Genomic DNA, 16,293 nt, shown 5'->3' on the forward strand with positions numbered 1-16,293 from the left:
CTTTTACACAAACAAGGAGACAAAAATGTCTAAGCAAAACAATCACAACTCAGATATGACAAACGCCAATAAGGGTACGTCTGGTACTAACAAGACTTACTCACAAAACCAAGGAAATCGAGGGTGGCAGATGAACCCTCAAAATCCGCAGAATGGCGGTAAGAAAAAATAAGTTGTGAAGGGGGCTTAATGCTCCCTTTCTTTTAAGGGGCTACATGGACAAGAGCAAAAACAGTAAGAAAAAACCGTTCAAATGGACAAGAGAACTTGTTCGGCTTGCACTGAACGATGGGTGGACGCAACAAGAGATTGCCGAAAAATGCAGAACACAGCAATCCATCGTAAGTGCTTGGAACAAAGGTTCGAAACAAGGCACTGAACAACAACTGCTGCCTTTGCTCAATATCTATGGCAACAAAATTCGTCGAAACAGTTTTAAAGTTTATTGGTCATTAAACACTGAAACTATGGAGAAAACCTTTTACCGTGTTGAAGGGAAGGTAATTCTTAGCCAAGCATTTTATGATCCGCGAAGAGACCAACGAGGCAAACTGGTCAAAAAAGTTCCAGAGCTAAAACTCGTGGTACACCATCAAGGGGCCGATCAGTTTCGCGTCGTCAGCCAAAGTCGATTGACTTTCAGGCATACGAATGAAGAACTTGATCATAGCGTAGAGGATGCCGTTTGGAATTCGCATGTGCTCGAACCTTTAACTACGACGCAGCTAATCGATTTCATTGATCACTATTCCAATGAAAATTTAAGCAGATACCCAAGTGATGCTAATACGTTGCCGTTCTTAATCAGACAATCTCTTTTAAACCATGGATTCCCAGTGTCGGGTATTGTTGAATATCCTGCCGTTTGGTAGTGTGTAAATCCAACCCAAAAGGAACGAGCGCCTAAAGCTCAAAATATCAGGCTAGTAGCCTGTTTGAATGTGCTCCCTCAAGGAAAGCCCGCTAACTGCCTTTTGCAGTGGCGGCGCTAGCATTCTTTTCGGTATTCATGGCCGCTGCTTGAAATCAAGCTAAGTGAATGGGAAACCTATAAACTGAAACGCCGTCATGATAAACGGGTACGGGGTGGGATGACGCCCAAGCCGTCAGATATCTGGCCGCTTGGGCGTTTTTTATTGTTATCAGGTGCCCAGTAAGACGGCGCTGATTGCAGGAACTGTTGTGCCAATGACTTCTTGAGTGCTGGCAACGACAGGTAAAGTTGCAGACATAACACTTTCAACGACTGTTGGCGTATTGTAGAGACCCATACCGCCACCAATGCCCAAGGCAAAAGCCATCAAGCTTTGGCGAGCGATACCGCCCACAATACCCACCAGAACCATGGCTCCCGCTACGATCCGTCCCAAAGTACCTTGGGTCCAATCTTTTAGGGTATCCCACACATCAGTGAAAGCATCACCACCGGTGCCCGCAAATGAGGGCTCCGAAATCATTAACGCCATTAAACCAAGCGCACCAATGGTCATTAGGCGCTGAGTTTGAATGGTGCGAATTGCATTTGTCATTCGTTAGTTTCTCCGTAGATACTCAAGTTATCGCGCTTACCATCAGCTCCCGCTGAGGTTGAATCGCTCTGAGTCTGAAGTGGACGTAGCACAGGCGAAACCGTTCGAGGTGCTGACACCCCAATATCCCACCGGCGCGGTTCAATTTCGGTAAACACGTAGCTGGATAAATTCAGATCCCCACGGTCATCCTCCCAAGGCGCAATCCAAATCCGCATTACCCTTGAAGGAATGCGAATAGGTGCAGATTGCTGCGTCTCAGGTAATGCTGGATGGCTCAGCAGTCCTGTCTCTAAATCAGATTGTGAATACCCAGAGGGAGAACCAATTCGAGTCGCCACAGCATCAATCGTCTTGGGTGCAGCGCCATTACTGGTAAGCTCATAGACTTCACGAGCGGATAAACAGCGCACACCGTCAGGCATACCTGGGCATCCATATTCACTACTCCCAAGACCCAATGAACTACAGCCAGACAATAAGGTTGAGCCGACTGCCAATAAAAGTAATCCAGCTTTAGACCACTGTTTTGACTGGTGCTTTGGGTTGTTCTGCATTGATGTCGTCATGGTTAACTCTCCTCTGGATACACATCTTATTGTCTGAAACGGACTTCGATCGGTTAGCAACATGCAGGATTTTTTCATCTTCTTGCACCTCCCCCTTGCGAAGTGGCCAACGACAACGAGGCACCACGAGTGACTATGACTTCAATTTTCCTTGCAGCGTCTACCTCTATGACTGGGAACATATTTTCAGCCATGTCCAAATAGAACTTGGCCACTCGATCCAATGCTTTACCTGTGCCTTTAATCGCAGCACCTTGTAATGCTTCTTGGCTCATGACTTGCTGGTACAGCTGAGTATCACCGGCATTACCCGTCTGAATCGTCGGAACAGGATTCACATCAAATGCGCCTGCCAAGCCCTGAAGGAATCCGGCCATCATCGATTTGGCCACCAGCTGGCCTTGTTTCGATACTAATCGGCCACGAATACCGGCTTTGCCGTCTTCACCCACGGCATAAGAATCCAGTCGTGTTTCAATGACGCCACCATCTTCTCTCACACATGAAATGGTCTCGCCTCGCAAATAAGCACGCTCAGAGCTCAAATCACCGTAACCTGCGGCGATCAAGAAACACTCTTTGATATCCGCTCTAAATCGGTTGGGTAAAATGGCTTCCTTTTGAATCCTCAGCAATGCAGGAAAAGGCTCGCGTCTTGCGGACTCGTGAGTAGGGGCATCCAAACCCGTGATCAAAGTACCTGAGATGATGCTGCCCGCCGGTAGATACAAAGGCGGCGCTTCTTGCACAACAACCTCTGGTTCGGCAACCACTTCAGGCTCAATCATACGAATCGTGATTGGCGGCAATGGAACATCCCGTGCTCGTGTACCTTGACCATTGGCTGGCTGCTGATAGAGCGGATCAGGCAGCGGCGCATTGGCAAAATAGTCGTCTGAGTTAGACGGCAGTGGCTTTTCGTCTTTGGGTAATTCCATGGCAGATAAAGGCATTTCAAAACGGCTATTTGTGCCTTCAACTACTGAATCTCCCCCAGCGCGAACATCATCAAGTTCCGCTCGAAGGCGAGCCAACTCCGCATTGACCTCACTTGGTATAGAAGGCGAACTTGGGCTTAGCCGTCCTGAATCGACGTCACGACGCAAGCGCTCAACTTCACGACGTAACTGTTCATTACGCTCACTGAGTAGTTTTACGTTCGCAGCCAAACTATCGACCCCAACATCACGAGTATTGGTATCCGTAAGAATGTGCCGGATCGTTTCCTGCCGGTTCCGACTGCTTGAGCCATCGTCAGGATTAGGTGAAAACACCATCACCATAAGAATGAGACCACCAGCAATACCAGCAACCGATAGACCCCGCTTCATGTTCGGGCTCATTTGTTCCCATTGTGCTTTCATCGTTACTTACCTCCCACAAGAAGCGAAGGTCGCTGACTTTCCACTGGTTCTTCACGATGATTGCGAACAACCACATACAACTCAGTCTTTTCACCCGGCAACAAGATATTGCGAGGCCAGTAGGCGCTTGCCACTATATCTGGTGCATGACAAGCTATTTCACTAGCTTCTATCGGCTCATCGGCAAAGCTTTCAACCAGTCCTACATAGACGGTGAAGTAATGTCCCGTCACAATTTGCCCCTGCTTAAAACCAAACTTTAAGCCCGGCTGAAAACATTTCGGGCTTGTGTCAGTTTGGCCAGCCAAACGGATGTCATAGCCTTGTGGTAGTTCATTTAGTGCAAGTCGTCTGAGTAAATCACGTAGGCTATCGACGTATGGCTGAGCCGTTTCCCAAGTGGCGGCTTTTCGGTTCACGACGCCCTTAATAGGCCACTGCTGACCATCAATAGCTAAGGTGATTTCACGCGGTGGAATACGACGAGGTACTAAGGTGACAGATAACGCGGGCGCTTCCTGACCCGGCGGAGTGATATAAAGTGAAACCGGTGATTCTTTGTCCGTGGCCACATATACAACATTGCCCTTGATTTGCGTCTGAGCATCACTGGTTGTTCTCACCTGAGGTGATTCAAACGGCGTCACAATCCGATTCAGATGCCCAAGAGCTACAGGGATCAGTTCATTAACCCCCGGTGTCATCAGTAACGTTGTTGGCACATCCGTTGAAACCGTATTGGTTTGAACAGGTGGATTTGCTGTAGCAGACTGCTTCATCACACTGGCTGGCACAATTGGCAATTCCACGTCTGCATACGACGCTTGAGATAACAGGACGCCACTCAAGCTGATTGCGATTAAGCTTGGTGTCATCCATCGACTAATTTTGGTTCGCATCATTCACCCTCCGGTTTTGCTCTTGGGTCAACTTTTCAAGAACGCGCTTCGTTCTAGCTTGCCCCTCATACGTATCCATCCAGCTAAGTTTTGGACGGTATTGCTCAATATCGATGTCAAACTCATAGGTGCGAGTTTGGCGCTGTTCATCTCCAGATGGCCCAGAGACCAAGGAATAGCCGGTCACAAAGACATGCCCGGTTTCATACTCATACTCCACTTGTCTGGGTTGGAATTTGAGCGTGACTCGGTCTTCCCGGATTTGCCTTGCCTGAATCTCCAGTGCATCGACCACTTGCTGGTACACCGCAGGAGAAAGTAGCGGCTCAATGGCAACCCGGATGAAAGACACATTACCCGGCGTCACGTTGCCCATAAGCTCAGCCAGGTAGAGTCCCCAGGATTCAAGGTAAGGTTGAGTGGCTTGGTTTCGTGACACTTCAGCCGTTTCAGACAAGGTTGGTGGTTGAATAGCTACCACGGTATTGCGAGAAAATGCCGCTACCGCAAGCAGCAAATTAGATAGCACCAGCACTGCAATCAGGAACCGCTGCCATCGGTTCTCTAATTGCGTGCCTTGCCATGATTTTAAAAACACGTCGAACTTCACGGCAGATAGCTCCTGATAAATGGGTTAGGGATCGTCTTGGCTTTGGTTGGCAATAGTCCAGCCCAGTAGATGGCGTGAAGAATAAAACCATCTGGGCGACCATCACGAAAACGCCGATAGAGCTTGGTTGTCACCAACCCCAACAGGCATAAAACCAAGGCATTACCGGTAAAAATGCCGATCACTAGCCCCAACAGAATGGGAGCCATCTCATCGGCACTCCAAAGCAGGAAGTGCGGCGGGTCATCGATATAGGATGGAATACTCACAGGTTCCATAGTCACTCCTCGTTGTTTGAATTGAGAAGTGAAGAATGCCTTGGGATTGGCAGGTTCGGTGGTCAGCTAGATGCCGAATTTTTGAAGGTTTTGAGGGTTCTACTCAGACAATACTAACAATTGATCTTTTTGATGCGGTTGATATGATCAGGATATTGGTCGTGTCGAGACCAGCTGCCCACTTTAGCAAACCCGGACGGGACGACATGCATATCAAATTTATTTTTTGCTTAGGTTTTTCTGCGACCTCGGCAGTGGGCACCGTATTCGCTAATAGGAGAAACTCAATGCAAATTATTAAAATCATTTCCTCTGACACGGTTGAACGTTTAAAGCAAAAAGCACGAAAGCTTAAACGTGAAAAATCTATTCCACACACTGAAGCACTCGATGAAATTGCAATCTCTGTTGGTTTTAATCATTGGCATCAGGTTGTACAAGCTAATGACTTACTTAAACCATCAGAAGTGGCGTTATCTTCAGGATGTGTCATGGCTTTTGATGTCAAAGATGGTATGGATGTCGATACCAGTGATGGAGTTTTAATTGAAGACCATTTCTTGGAAATGCTTACTGAAAAGCAGCTATTTGAAATTTATGCCAATTCCCCTGATGAGGAAGATGAGCAAAACAGGCCACTAAAAGAAACGCTATCGGATTCAGAGCTTCATGAGTATTTTCGAGATGATTGCTCATTCATGTACTTTCGCCTAGCCGAGTCTCATGCAAACAAACCGCTGAAAGAAGTATTGGCTCTTATACGACAGTACTCGTTTTGGATGCCTCAATATATTTGGCTGCAAGGTCACCTTATTGATACTTACCATTTGCCATCTGAAGACGAGAATGGCAATGCCGTAGGCGTAAGGTTTTAGCTCTACAAGATGAGGCCTAACTGGCCTCATATTTTCTTCTGCAAGTGACTTAACGCCAACCCCGCCATCAATGCCAAACCGATGATCAGCGACGGTAACACCACCAGTGGAATAGCCAGCGGGGCGAACAATCCCATAAACAGCAAAATGACACCTGAGCCCAGGATAATCATGCTGTAGCGGTGAATAATAGGGCTCGAAAAATCAAAGGTTGTCTTCTTAATCTTCCAGGTCATCAAGCCGTCCCACAGCGCCGGTAACATGAGAATAAGCGCAAAGGGCAACCAGACCATCAGCAAAGCAAATCGAGTGAATACTTGGTACAACACATCAAAAAATGCCTGAATGCGGTCTTCTACCCACACAAACCAAAAGCCTCCCATGTTCTCCATCCCTTTAGAGCGCAGTCGTTGCTCTTCAGTGGGGATTAGAAAATCTCGCACAGATTGCTCCATCTGCGTATCCACAACCCATGACTGATACCAGCGATGGCTAGTTTGACCAATCCAATAACTTGTTTGTGCGCCCAATTGGTTTTGAATCATCTGCTTCTCTTTATTAATAACCCGGCCAGTCCAATCACCGGGCACTAACACGCCAATGGCAATAATCTCCAGCATCAGTGCCAGACACAGCAGCCAAACCGACTTATGCTTGCTCATGCCAAACATCCTCTTCTACTCGCACCAGCATGGCTGCAACGGTTGGCGTCATAATCCGGGCTTTAATCACTTGTTGAAGCCGCTTTGTCGTCGTATGGCCACTGACATAACGCACATCGATGCGTCCTTCAGCCAGATACCCCATTCGATTTGGACGATTACGAATCCAGGAGTAGAAATACACACCATCCACGGCGGCCCACTCGAAATGGTCAGGATCACGCAGGCGAATCCCCGTTAAAGCACTTGCGGCAGTCCAGGTCAGTGCCTCAATGAAATGCCACAGGCGTACACTGTCATCATCACAACTGACTTCTTCATAACTGCCCAAGCCATTACACAGACACAAATCAAAGATGGAATGGCCATCTAACGTGAACGCATCCGTTAAGTAGTCCGCCAAGCAATACACCGAGGCCAAAGCATGAGGCCAGTCGGTTTCAAGCAGCCTTAAGGTTTCCTTGAACTGGGGGTTATGTTGCTGCCACTGAGCGAGCATTTCTTTACTGGTAAGTGTTGTCATTTTCAGACAGACAGAATGATGCATACAGACTCCTTATGCTGCCTGTGTAGAGCTGGTTAAAATAGGAATGCGGCCTTTGATCACGCGGCCACCTGAAAGCTTGGCGATGTACTCCAGGTTGGGAAGCTGGCCTAATAACTGCGGTGGAAACATATCGCCTTCTTCCTCCATCAAGCGTTCGCCATGATTGCCGGTAAACAACGCGGGGCTGTCCGAGTTGGACGACATACCTTGAGTTTGCATGATGTACTGCAACCGAGTCTTAGGCAGATTGTCGGTAATGTACTGCTGTGTTTCGGCGTCCATCACCCGAAGGGCTATCAAGTTGTTGATGTTACCTAACACCTGGCGAGCCTTAGCTTCACTGCCTGTTCGAGCTGCAAAGTCAGCAAAGGTCTGAGTAGCAATCACACAACGCATTTTTGCACCACGACCTTTGTTGAGCAGTTGAATGAAGGGATCGTTGACGACTTCAGCAGCCTCATCGATGAAGATATTTACGGGACGATTTTCAACACCATAGTTATAGCGGTCACCGGCCACGGCGGTGAGATCGGATAAAAGCAACGAACCAATGGCGCTGCCAACCATGGCGTCGGTCAATGAATCCAAGCCGATATACGCCACTTGGGCATTGTTGATAATACGGCCAGAATCCGTAATTAACCGGCTGTCATCCACATCGTTTGCAATCGGTGATAGCAATGGACCTAGTTCACTTGATGTGAGCATATTGAGCACCGGCATCAATGAGGCCACCATCTTTGAATAGTGGGTTCTGTCATGCTCAAACATACTCAAAAGGCCCTCCAAATCAGTATTGGCGGCAACGGGCTGAATGCGTTCGTAGTAGAAAAGCAGCATCGCCATGGCTTGTTTAGCCAAGGTGTTGGCCTTTTCGGTAAAGCGCTTGATCTCCACACTAAAATTGGGATACACCTGCTCCCCCCAGGCTGTGACGGCTTTTACTACCAAGCCTTCTGGGCCACCTTCCAAAAAACGCCTCAGTGTTTTCAGATCAGGACGTTGTGACGTAAGCAACAAACCTTGCACTATGTTATTCAGTGCCATTTGGCCAAAGGCTTTAAATGGATCAGCACCGGTTTCAGAGGGGATTAATGCCGCAATTCGGCTGGCAATTTCAGTACCCCGGTTAAAGTTCCTCAGGGGATTTAGACGTACTGAATGCTCTGGAAAACCCGGATGAAAATACACAAAGCGCTCAGGACTACCGGCGGCAATACAGGCTCGCTGTGCATTATCCTTAAGTTCCTTGTCTCCCTTAGGGTCAATAATAATCACGGCTTCATTACGCAAAATGGCCTGAGTGATCATCGCATCAAAGCATCGGGTTTTCCCGGCACCGGTCGTGCCGACAATTAAGGTGTGCCCCTCAGTGTGACCAACTGGCTGGTACACATCTTCTTCTTTGGGCTCAACACCATGAATCCAGGTCGAACCCATTTGTTTGCCGTGACCTTGGTTAAGCAAGGTTTGCTTATCCCGCTTTAATATTTCATAAGCGCGTTGCGCATGACGTTGGTCCCACTCAAAGCCATAGCCTAACCACAATTCATCAGGATGTTTTGCCATCACCTTTTGTAAATGCGACAGCTCCATAAAAGCCAAAGGTTTGCCTTTTAGCCCCTTCTGCAACTTATAAAGACGGTAAGCCTCAGGCAGGCGATACAACGCCATGCCCGAGGAAATCCCTGTCATCCACCAAAATGGCTCAGGTGGTAACTCAGTGAGTATTTCTGCTGCAATTGCCCCAGTTGCCCCAACTAGCCAACCTGCTGCTGCCATGGCTTCATAGTTCGTGCGCCAGGGCATCTCGTATGCGTTTTCTTTCATTCATGCTCCCCAAAATAACCGTTTGCAATCGCTTAATTTCAAAAGGATTAACGTTTAGCGTGAGCGGTAAACAGAACCGTTTCCCCCTCATCAAACTGGCATTGGTCACTGGCAGAGATCCCCCGAAGCAATTGCCCAGCTGGAATACCATGCTCATTGGCGACTTGGCGTAAGGTTTGAATCGTGACGCGAATACCATCGGCACTATGATCCACGTCTGGGTAATCGCCATCGGTCAGTAAGATGGGCAAATCTTTCACAAAATTAACCATCTGTTGCCGCTGCGCGTGTTTGGGGTCTGTACTTGAGTTCGCATTGGGCGCAATCGGCTTTTGCTTACGCTCCGCTCTTGTGACGGGCTCTTTTGCTTGGGCATTGGTTGTCTCAGTTCTACTCGGACGCTGTGAAGCCTCTTTGTTCTGAATTGCTGTCACTGATTCTGCGTCTTGTTTGGAAAGGTCTATCAGTGCAGTTAGCCCTTTAGAAATCGATACTTTCAGCAGTAACCCTTGCTCCTGAACTCCATCATTTGTAGTCACAGTTCTGGCTTTACGTGTCGGGTTTGCCGGATCTAGTTCAAGCCAATCTAATCGACTGAGTTCAGCAAGCAGTTTTCGGGGAGCACACCAATGTCTTACGGCATCGGGATAGCGGATCAGTATCTGTTCATCAACCATAACCAACGCACTACTGGCCTCTGTGAGCCATGCCAAAGATTCAGGCAGATTCAATGCTTCTGCATCGTGCTGGTTTACGTTATTTGAGATAGCGCCATCATATGAGTTGTTAGGCTTTTCACATCCATCACCCGGAACATTTTCATTTGCCTGGGGGTTATTAACATCACTAGCAAGACGAAGTTCATCATCTTGTTCGGACGAGTTTGTCGATGACGACTCAGCCGAATTGCCGTGTTCGATTGATGATGACGCTTCAGGCAAGTCTGAATGCTCACTGGAGCGACTCTGTGGCTCTGCTTGTGTTTGCTGTGTTGCTTCCCACTCAGATTTGCTAAACAGTCTCACACTACTTGGTACATTCGAGCTGAACAATAAATCGGCCTCAGATATATGCAGCATGGGTAACCAGATGGGCTTGTCGTCTTTGATCAGCACTTGAGGGGCAAGGCTTTCATATCGCTCATTCGAGGCGGATTTAGTGGCCAATCCTCGCTCAATAAGGATGTCCGCAAGGGTATCGGGATCTCTTGGAATGCCAGGTATCTTGTCTTTGGCCAACAGCTCAATGATGTCCTTAGCCGCGCTTTTCCAAACCAGGTAAAGATGGGTTGATTGATTCGATTTTCGTATCCAAACTCTGGCATCTCGCTGATTGACCAACCACTGGGAACTGGCAAGCAATCGCCTCATGGCATCAAGTAGATAGCGTTCGACTGGGACACCAAGGGCATTGTCGTCAACGGAAATTCGTTGAGCTTTCAGGTCTCGCTGAACACTGGTTTGGTCAGCTTCAATAACCAATTTAGACAGGACATGCTCGGGATCGGTATTGCCAATTGCTTCCAACATGGCTTGCAAAATTTCAGGGCCCGGCTGGGTTAACCAAGCGAGCAACTCAGGTGTCATCACCCGGTTTAACACCAGAATTGAAAATTGCTCATGCCGCTTGCACCGTCCATCGCGCCAGCGAATGAAATAGCGTTCAATGCTGTTATTAGTGGTCCACTGGGATAAGGTTTCTAAAAATGGGTTCCACTGATAGCGTCCATCTTCGTCTGTGATGGACAGGTCTGAAACAGGTTTACCAATATCATGGAACAAACCGCCAAGAGCCGCAGCAACACGCCACCTTGGTTCCAGCTCTTTTTTCTCAACCGGTGTGCCACTGGCAACAAAGATGATCCCTTCAGCTGCTTGTGCCGCCCAGAAAGCAACTTCCAACGAATGACGTAATAAACCACCAGCACCACTGTGATGATGATGCTCAGAAGCTGGCAGCAAGTGAACGTAAGCAGCCAGATGGTCAATGCAGGGCTGAATTAGCCTTTGAAAATCACGCAGGTTAAAGCCAAGTACTTGGCGCAGTTTGGCAATTAGCTCGTCTTGTGTGGACTGCAAATCCTCGGGTGACGCTGCTGGCAACCCCTTTAGAAATGGCGGATAGCGCGGAATTTCTGCATCGAGTTGAGATGACAGATCTGGTAATGCTTTGGCTTGAAAAAATAGGTTTTTGAACATAGTGAACCTCCGACACGATAGTGTGAAGGTTCAACTCTGAGCTTGATGGCTAGATAGATTGATAATTCATGTAGAAGAATAACATACGAGCTAATTTCACGGTTTCAAAGAGGTGCGGAACCTGATTCTTAGTGATTAATCCCAAGATTGTGCTTTACACGAATCCATATTTCTCACGACGCTGATTGAATGCACTTTTCCCGCCCTCTAATATATCAGCGGCTAAAGCCTGAACATTGGAAACATCGATCGCACCTTGTTGTTCTGGAAGAATTAGCCCTTTATTATCTTCTACGCTCAAAACGCCAATCCATTCAGCATCACCGAAAACCGGAATATTGGCATTATGTGTTGCAAATAGAAACTGACGACTCAGTTTAGCCCTACGTAGTTCTGCGACTATCCTCTCAGCTATAAATGCGTTATCCAAATTATCTTCAGGTTGATCAAGGATTAATGGGTCTTGATTATCCAACAGCAATAAGTGCAAAACAGCAGTGCACTGCTGTCCCGTCGATAATTCATCAATTGACCTAAATACAGCTTCTCGTTCTCCATGAGTCACATTTAACTCAATCGCCATGGTATCCGGTAACTGCAATTCTTCCAGTTCCATTAGTTTTACTTCTGAAAGACGAATTAAAGCTGAAACAACAGTGCCTGATATGCCAAACTTTCGTCCTAGCTCCGACTCTCCTTGACGGATAGTCGAGGCTAAACTGCTTGGAGAGAAGTTACCTTCTAATACCCAGGCGAGACGTTTAGGCCCAACCCCCTCTAAATTGCACCCAGTCAGAAAATTCACAAGTTCTTGGCGGCCACCTTCTGGCTGTAGGGTAAGCCGTACCTTCTGCTCCAGTTTTCTTGTTAACCTTTTAACAGATTTAGTAATACTACTCGCACGCGCACTTGTGTGTTGTTCTAACTCCAGAAGCAGCTTCTTTCGCGAGTTGTACAATTCGTCAATTTGTGTCTGGCGATCTTGCAAGGTGGTTTGTTTAGGGCGTATCTGCTCAATTTGTTTTAACAGAGTCTGATATTCAGCACCAATTTGTCGGCCAGTTTTACCCTGGCTTGCAGGTATATCCTTAAAAGCCAACTCAAGTTTTTGCTCTTCAAGTTGCTGCTTTTCTGATAAAGATTGCTTGACCGGTAACAACTGTTGATTTGCATTTAAAGTTAGCTGTTCTAACTGTACTAATGTCTGTTGAACGCCCGTTTTCAGGGCATTCAAAACTTCACGCTGCTGCTTCAAGAGCTCAGCATGAGGTAAGCCATCCAAATTGGTATCACTTAAATACAAAGTATCTGGCAAACTGTTTTTGAGCGCATCGATAGCCAGTTGGACGCTCGCAACATCCTCACCAATCTGATCATTCAACTGTTTTTCTTTTTCAAGTTTAGGAATAAGCTCCAGCTTTTCATCTATACCTAATGCTTGATACTGTTTTGCCTGATCCAATAACTTAGGTAAGCGCTCGACCTCTGCTTCAATGTCATCTTTCTGACCTAGGACTCGCTTGATGGATTCTCGATTATCTTTTAACTTTGCTAAAACGTCAGCGATATCTGCATCAAACTTTTCATGTTCGCCCTCAAGAAAACGTTCGATGAGCTGATTACGACTTTGTTCATCTCGTGTCATTTCATAGATTTCGTTTTGCCCGTAAAGCTCTATACCAGGCAAAAGATCCGTCGGAAGATAGGGGGATATATTTCCTTGGGAGTCAACCACTACCGGATCACTACCGTGTTTTCGGCTTACTTTGAATCTGCGACCGTGCATAACTGATGAACGCAACGTAATTTCAACTAAACCTCGTTCTTTCCCAAGGTTAGTATCAATGACACTTTTGTGCTGTTTGATTGCGTTAGGTGTTTTAGGTTCTAATCCGAAAGCATAGCGAATACATTCCAACAAGGTTGACTTACCAGTTCCACGACCACCAATCACAGCATTTAGATGGTCCGATAGTTCAATATCGACGCTATCCAGATAGCCACCAACAAATCGAATACGCTCAATTGCCGAAGCATAGCTTTCTGGCTTATCTGAGTTCAAACGAACCCTCGAACCTGCATCTAAAAAGGCTTGCTTAAAGGAAGCAAAGCAAGGGTTGGTCATTTTAATCAAACAAGAAGCACCCGATGCTTTGATATCCTCTGGTTTTGCAACGTCTGAGGAGTTAATAGCAGCCATTTCGCGCTCGCGCTTATAGTTAGGATCTTTGTTGAGGAAGACCTTACGGTAGAAATCATTTTCTATTCCTTTAAGATCTTCAATCGACTTGTCGCCTGGTATCTGAGCTGCCATCAACCTTTCATGTTTCCATACATGGTTCATCTTTCGACTGAGCACACCATCATCATTTATGCAGTGTGCTGCAAAGATAAATCCACCTATCTCATTCACTTTATCAATCAGCTGAATTGCTGTGAGGTTGGTCGGCAAAATACCATCCTCTGGATCAAGTAAATCTAGACGCCCCAAAATCCGTTCAAGTTCTTGCGAAGTTCTGTTTTCATCAAACAGACAAACAAAGTGAATTTTCTCACTTGACGCAATCTCAAAGCCGGGGAAAACAACAATCCCATTCTCAACAAAAAGATTGCGGATTTTATCAACACCATCTATTGAACCATGATCAGCTAATCCAATGACCTCTATGCCCGCTTCCAGTGATGCCGCAAGCAGATTTTGGTTATATTCATCTTCCGTGATGGTCTGCTGTTGCCCACGATATTTTATGTATCCTGCCGGATTTACCTGCAATGCACATTTAAAGAAACGAGCTTTGGTAAACATACCTGTAATTACTCCATAAAATGGCGCGTCAAACGACACCTAATCAATTAACCCCAAGCGCCTTAAACACGGCATCGACGGGATCTGCATAAAAGCTGATCTGGAATTTTGAAAACAACTCAGCAGGAACCGTTGGAATATCTGAGGCTGAGGCCATTGGGAGCAAAATACGCTTTGCGCCACTGTCCATAGCTAACTGAAGACTGCCTGCAAGATCTTGAACAGGATTTACAACACCACCTAAAGTCATCTCACCCAAAACAACCATCTGCTCTTGAATCGGTCGGTTCATCAGAATTGAACAGAACGCAATTAATGCAGCGAGCGATGACTTTGTACTTGGCCCCGTATTGTGGAGCTCAACAACATGGAGGTGATACTCATGATCAGAAAACTTCGCCGACGCACTTATTCTATTCAGGTTACCTTTGAAATAATCAAAGCCAACACGCACAGCTTCTTTCGCTGCGGTATTCGAACCAAGGCCAGACACTGAGTGTTTACCAGAACCAGCCATCATCTGGGTTTCATAGCGATATAACCCAAGCTGCCCAGTACTTCCCTGAGTAACCAAGTGCACAACACCAGCGCGAGGTAAGCCCTCAGGAATTAGCTTGCTGCCACCTTGTTCCGGAACATTGACGAAGAATTCTTCTAATGAATCGTTATCGATGTAGCTAAAGTGCACATCAAAAAATTCCATTCCGCCAAGCTTTTTCAATTGCTCTTTGACCCTACGTCTAGTTTCCAGCGCATAGGTCAGGCAGGCTCTTACATCATCTTTTGAGTACTGTGCGTCGGGGTGTAGTAGCTTTAACAAGCCCGAAACAGTTCTGCGTACAGCAATTACATCACGCTGATTAAGGTTATTACCGAGTTTGAAGAACTTATCGATAGCATCCGCAAAACTTCTTTTGCGCATTTCACGCATGTATTCAGCAAGATAGTCTGTGATTAATCCGTAACTATTGGTGAAAAACTCAGGACGCATCTTCGGTATTTCCCATCCAGGAATATAGGAATGGAAACGGTCAAAAAAAGCAGTGTCAATCATGGCATCAGGAAAAGGTGCCAACAGATGACTGGTCTTCACCAGTGTCTCAACGCTTTGATTGATGTTACCGACGAATACCATGGAAGCCTTCGCTTCGATTGAATCACGACCACGGGCAAAAGACCCTGACGCCATATAATCTTTCATTATTTGGACGCCGTCTTTGTCTTTAAAGTTAATACCCGCTACTTCATCAAAGGCGACAACATCCCACATTCCGACCAACCCAACTTGGCGCGAGCTCATGTTATAGAACAAGTTCGCCACAGTTGTTTGTCCGCCCGAGACAAGCAATGAGTTTGGTGAGCACTCTTTGTAGACATGGCTTTTACCTGTCCCTCTTGGTCCGAGCTCACAAACGTTGTAGTTGTTTTCAACGAATGGGATCATGCGAGTGATAAGATGCCATTTCACCCGATGCTCTAAGTTGGTTGGCTCCATACCCACGGAACGAAGCAACACATCCATCCACTGATCGGTACTAAACTGTCTTCTGGTTGAAAACACCTCATCCATGTTCATGGACGGCATTTGTATCGGTTTTAAACTCATAATGGAGAAAGGTGATGTCTTCTGACCTTCCTCAAAGAAATACTGGACGGTAATAATGCACCAGATACCGCCAGTTAATAATTTTTCGTTGTCTTGTACAATTTTGGTCGGTACAAGGGCATCCTTGATCCCCAGGTTCGACAACGCAGCTTCATAAACGTCTTTTTTCTGATTGAGCTTAACGCTTACTTTGTCGATGATTTTAAACGTGCCGCGTTCACGGATAAGTGACTTCACTTTCTCCGCTTCATCAGGTCGAACATAGTTCTCAGCCAAGATTTTTTTCACATTCTCAAGGCCTTGCATTACAACTTCGTCGTCATCGGACGCACAATACATCCCTAGTAAATACTCCAGCACGTAAACAGGGACGTTAGCGCCTTCTTTCAATTGCTTTGTCAGATCTTTTCGAACGACACGGCCTTTAAAATATTGGTTGAGCAATGCGTCTAAGTCGGCGCTTTGCATCTGATTTTTTTCGTCTTTATGATCTTGTGAAAAATCAGTTGTCATGTTTCAC

Annotated in this window: 15 protein-coding genes; 3 read left to right on the plus strand and 12 right to left on the minus strand. The window is 46.6% G+C overall.

What is annotated here, in order from left to right:
• Nucleotides 1-25 precede the first annotated feature (25 nt).
• Together QL229_RS00190 and QL229_RS00195 are read left to right on the plus strand one after the other, a co-directional pair.
• Nucleotides 26-172, plus strand: a complete 147-nt coding sequence (locus tag QL229_RS00190; RefSeq protein WP_162838621.1) for a hypothetical protein — start codon at nt 26-28, stop codon at nt 170-172.
• 43 nt (nt 173-215) lie between these two features.
• A complete protein-coding gene (locus QL229_RS00195) occupies nt 216-872 on the plus strand; it encodes a hypothetical protein (RefSeq protein WP_141180374.1) in 657 nt (218 codons plus the stop codon).
• A gap of 270 nt (nt 873-1,142) precedes the next feature.
• Here QL229_RS00195 and traA read toward each other — a convergent pair whose 3' ends face one another.
• The 6 genes from traA to traL form a co-directional block, all read right to left on the minus strand.
• Nucleotides 1,143-1,529 (minus strand): TraA family conjugative transfer protein, encoded by a 387-nt coding sequence (traA, locus tag QL229_RS00200; RefSeq protein ID WP_281546378.1) that lies wholly within the window; start codon nt 1,527-1,529, stop codon nt 1,143-1,145.
• Nucleotides 1,526-2,098 (minus strand): type IV conjugative transfer system lipoprotein TraV, encoded by a 573-nt coding sequence (gene traV / locus QL229_RS00205; RefSeq protein ID WP_024008834.1) that lies wholly within the window; start codon nt 2,096-2,098, stop codon nt 1,526-1,528. Before traV ends, traA begins: the two co-directional genes overlap by 4 nt.
• A 74-nt stretch (nt 2,099-2,172) precedes the next feature.
• Complete coding sequence (locus tag QL229_RS00210; RefSeq protein ID WP_281546379.1) at nt 2,173-3,462, minus strand: TraB/VirB10 family protein; 1,290 nt, start codon at nt 3,460-3,462, stop codon at nt 2,173-2,175.
• A 2-nt stretch (nt 3,463-3,464) separates the two neighbouring features.
• Nucleotides 3,465-4,361, minus strand: a complete 897-nt coding sequence (locus tag QL229_RS00215) for a type-F conjugative transfer system secretin TraK (protein WP_257887785.1) — start codon at nt 4,359-4,361, stop codon at nt 3,465-3,467.
• Nucleotides 4,345-4,971, minus strand: coding sequence for a TraE/TraK family type IV conjugative transfer system protein (locus tag QL229_RS00220; RefSeq protein ID WP_281546380.1), 627 nt, complete (start codon nt 4,969-4,971; stop codon nt 4,345-4,347). The genes QL229_RS00215 and QL229_RS00220 overlap by 17 nt, the downstream gene beginning before the upstream one ends.
• Complete coding sequence (gene traL / locus QL229_RS00225) at nt 4,968-5,249, minus strand: type IV conjugative transfer system protein TraL (RefSeq protein ID WP_000433891.1); 282 nt, start codon at nt 5,247-5,249, stop codon at nt 4,968-4,970. Before traL ends, QL229_RS00220 begins: the two co-directional genes overlap by 4 nt.
• Nucleotides 5,250-5,536: 287 nt before the next feature.
• Here traL and QL229_RS00230 point away from each other — a divergent pair, with 287 nt between their 5' ends.
• Nucleotides 5,537-6,124, plus strand: coding sequence for a plasmid-related protein (locus QL229_RS00230; RefSeq protein ID WP_193305307.1), 588 nt, complete (start codon nt 5,537-5,539; stop codon nt 6,122-6,124).
• A 26-nt stretch (nt 6,125-6,150) separates the two neighbouring features.
• On the opposite strand, the gene QL229_RS00235 is transcribed toward QL229_RS00230, so the two are convergent.
• The 6 genes from QL229_RS00235 to brxL all read right to left on the minus strand — a co-directional run bounded on the left by QL229_RS00235 (nt 6,151) and on the right by brxL (nt 16,286).
• Nucleotides 6,151-6,786 (minus strand): DUF4400 domain-containing protein, encoded by a 636-nt coding sequence (locus QL229_RS00235; RefSeq protein ID WP_281546381.1) that lies wholly within the window; start codon nt 6,784-6,786, stop codon nt 6,151-6,153.
• A complete protein-coding gene (locus QL229_RS00240) occupies nt 6,773-7,333 on the minus strand; it encodes a conjugative transfer protein (protein WP_281546382.1) in 561 nt (186 codons plus the stop codon). The genes QL229_RS00235 and QL229_RS00240 overlap by 14 nt, the downstream gene beginning before the upstream one ends.
• Before the next feature lie 9 nt (nt 7,334-7,342).
• Nucleotides 7,343-9,163 (minus strand): conjugative transfer system coupling protein TraD, encoded by a 1,821-nt coding sequence (gene traD / locus QL229_RS00245; RefSeq protein ID WP_102136955.1) that lies wholly within the window; start codon nt 9,161-9,163, stop codon nt 7,343-7,345.
• A gap of 47 nt (nt 9,164-9,210) precedes the next feature.
• Nucleotides 9,211-11,361: a MobH family relaxase gene (mobH, locus tag QL229_RS00250; RefSeq protein WP_281546383.1), complete on the minus strand. Its 2,151-nt coding sequence runs from the start codon at nt 11,359-11,361 to the stop codon at nt 9,211-9,213.
• Between the two features lie 154 nt (nt 11,362-11,515).
• Entirely contained in the window at nt 11,516-14,167 is a 2,652-nt protein-coding gene (locus QL229_RS00255; protein ID WP_281546384.1) for a TrlF family AAA-like ATPase, read from the minus strand.
• Between the two features lie 43 nt (nt 14,168-14,210).
• Nucleotides 14,211-16,286 (minus strand): protease Lon-related BREX system protein BrxL, encoded by a 2,076-nt coding sequence (gene brxL, locus QL229_RS00260; RefSeq protein WP_281546385.1) that lies wholly within the window; start codon nt 16,284-16,286, stop codon nt 14,211-14,213.
• Nucleotides 16,287-16,293: the final 7 nt, after the last annotated feature.

It is taken from the genome of Pseudoalteromonas sp. PAR1, from assembly GCF_947311895.1.
Lineage (GTDB): Bacteria > Pseudomonadota > Gammaproteobacteria > Enterobacterales > Alteromonadaceae > Pseudoalteromonas > Pseudoalteromonas lipolytica_C.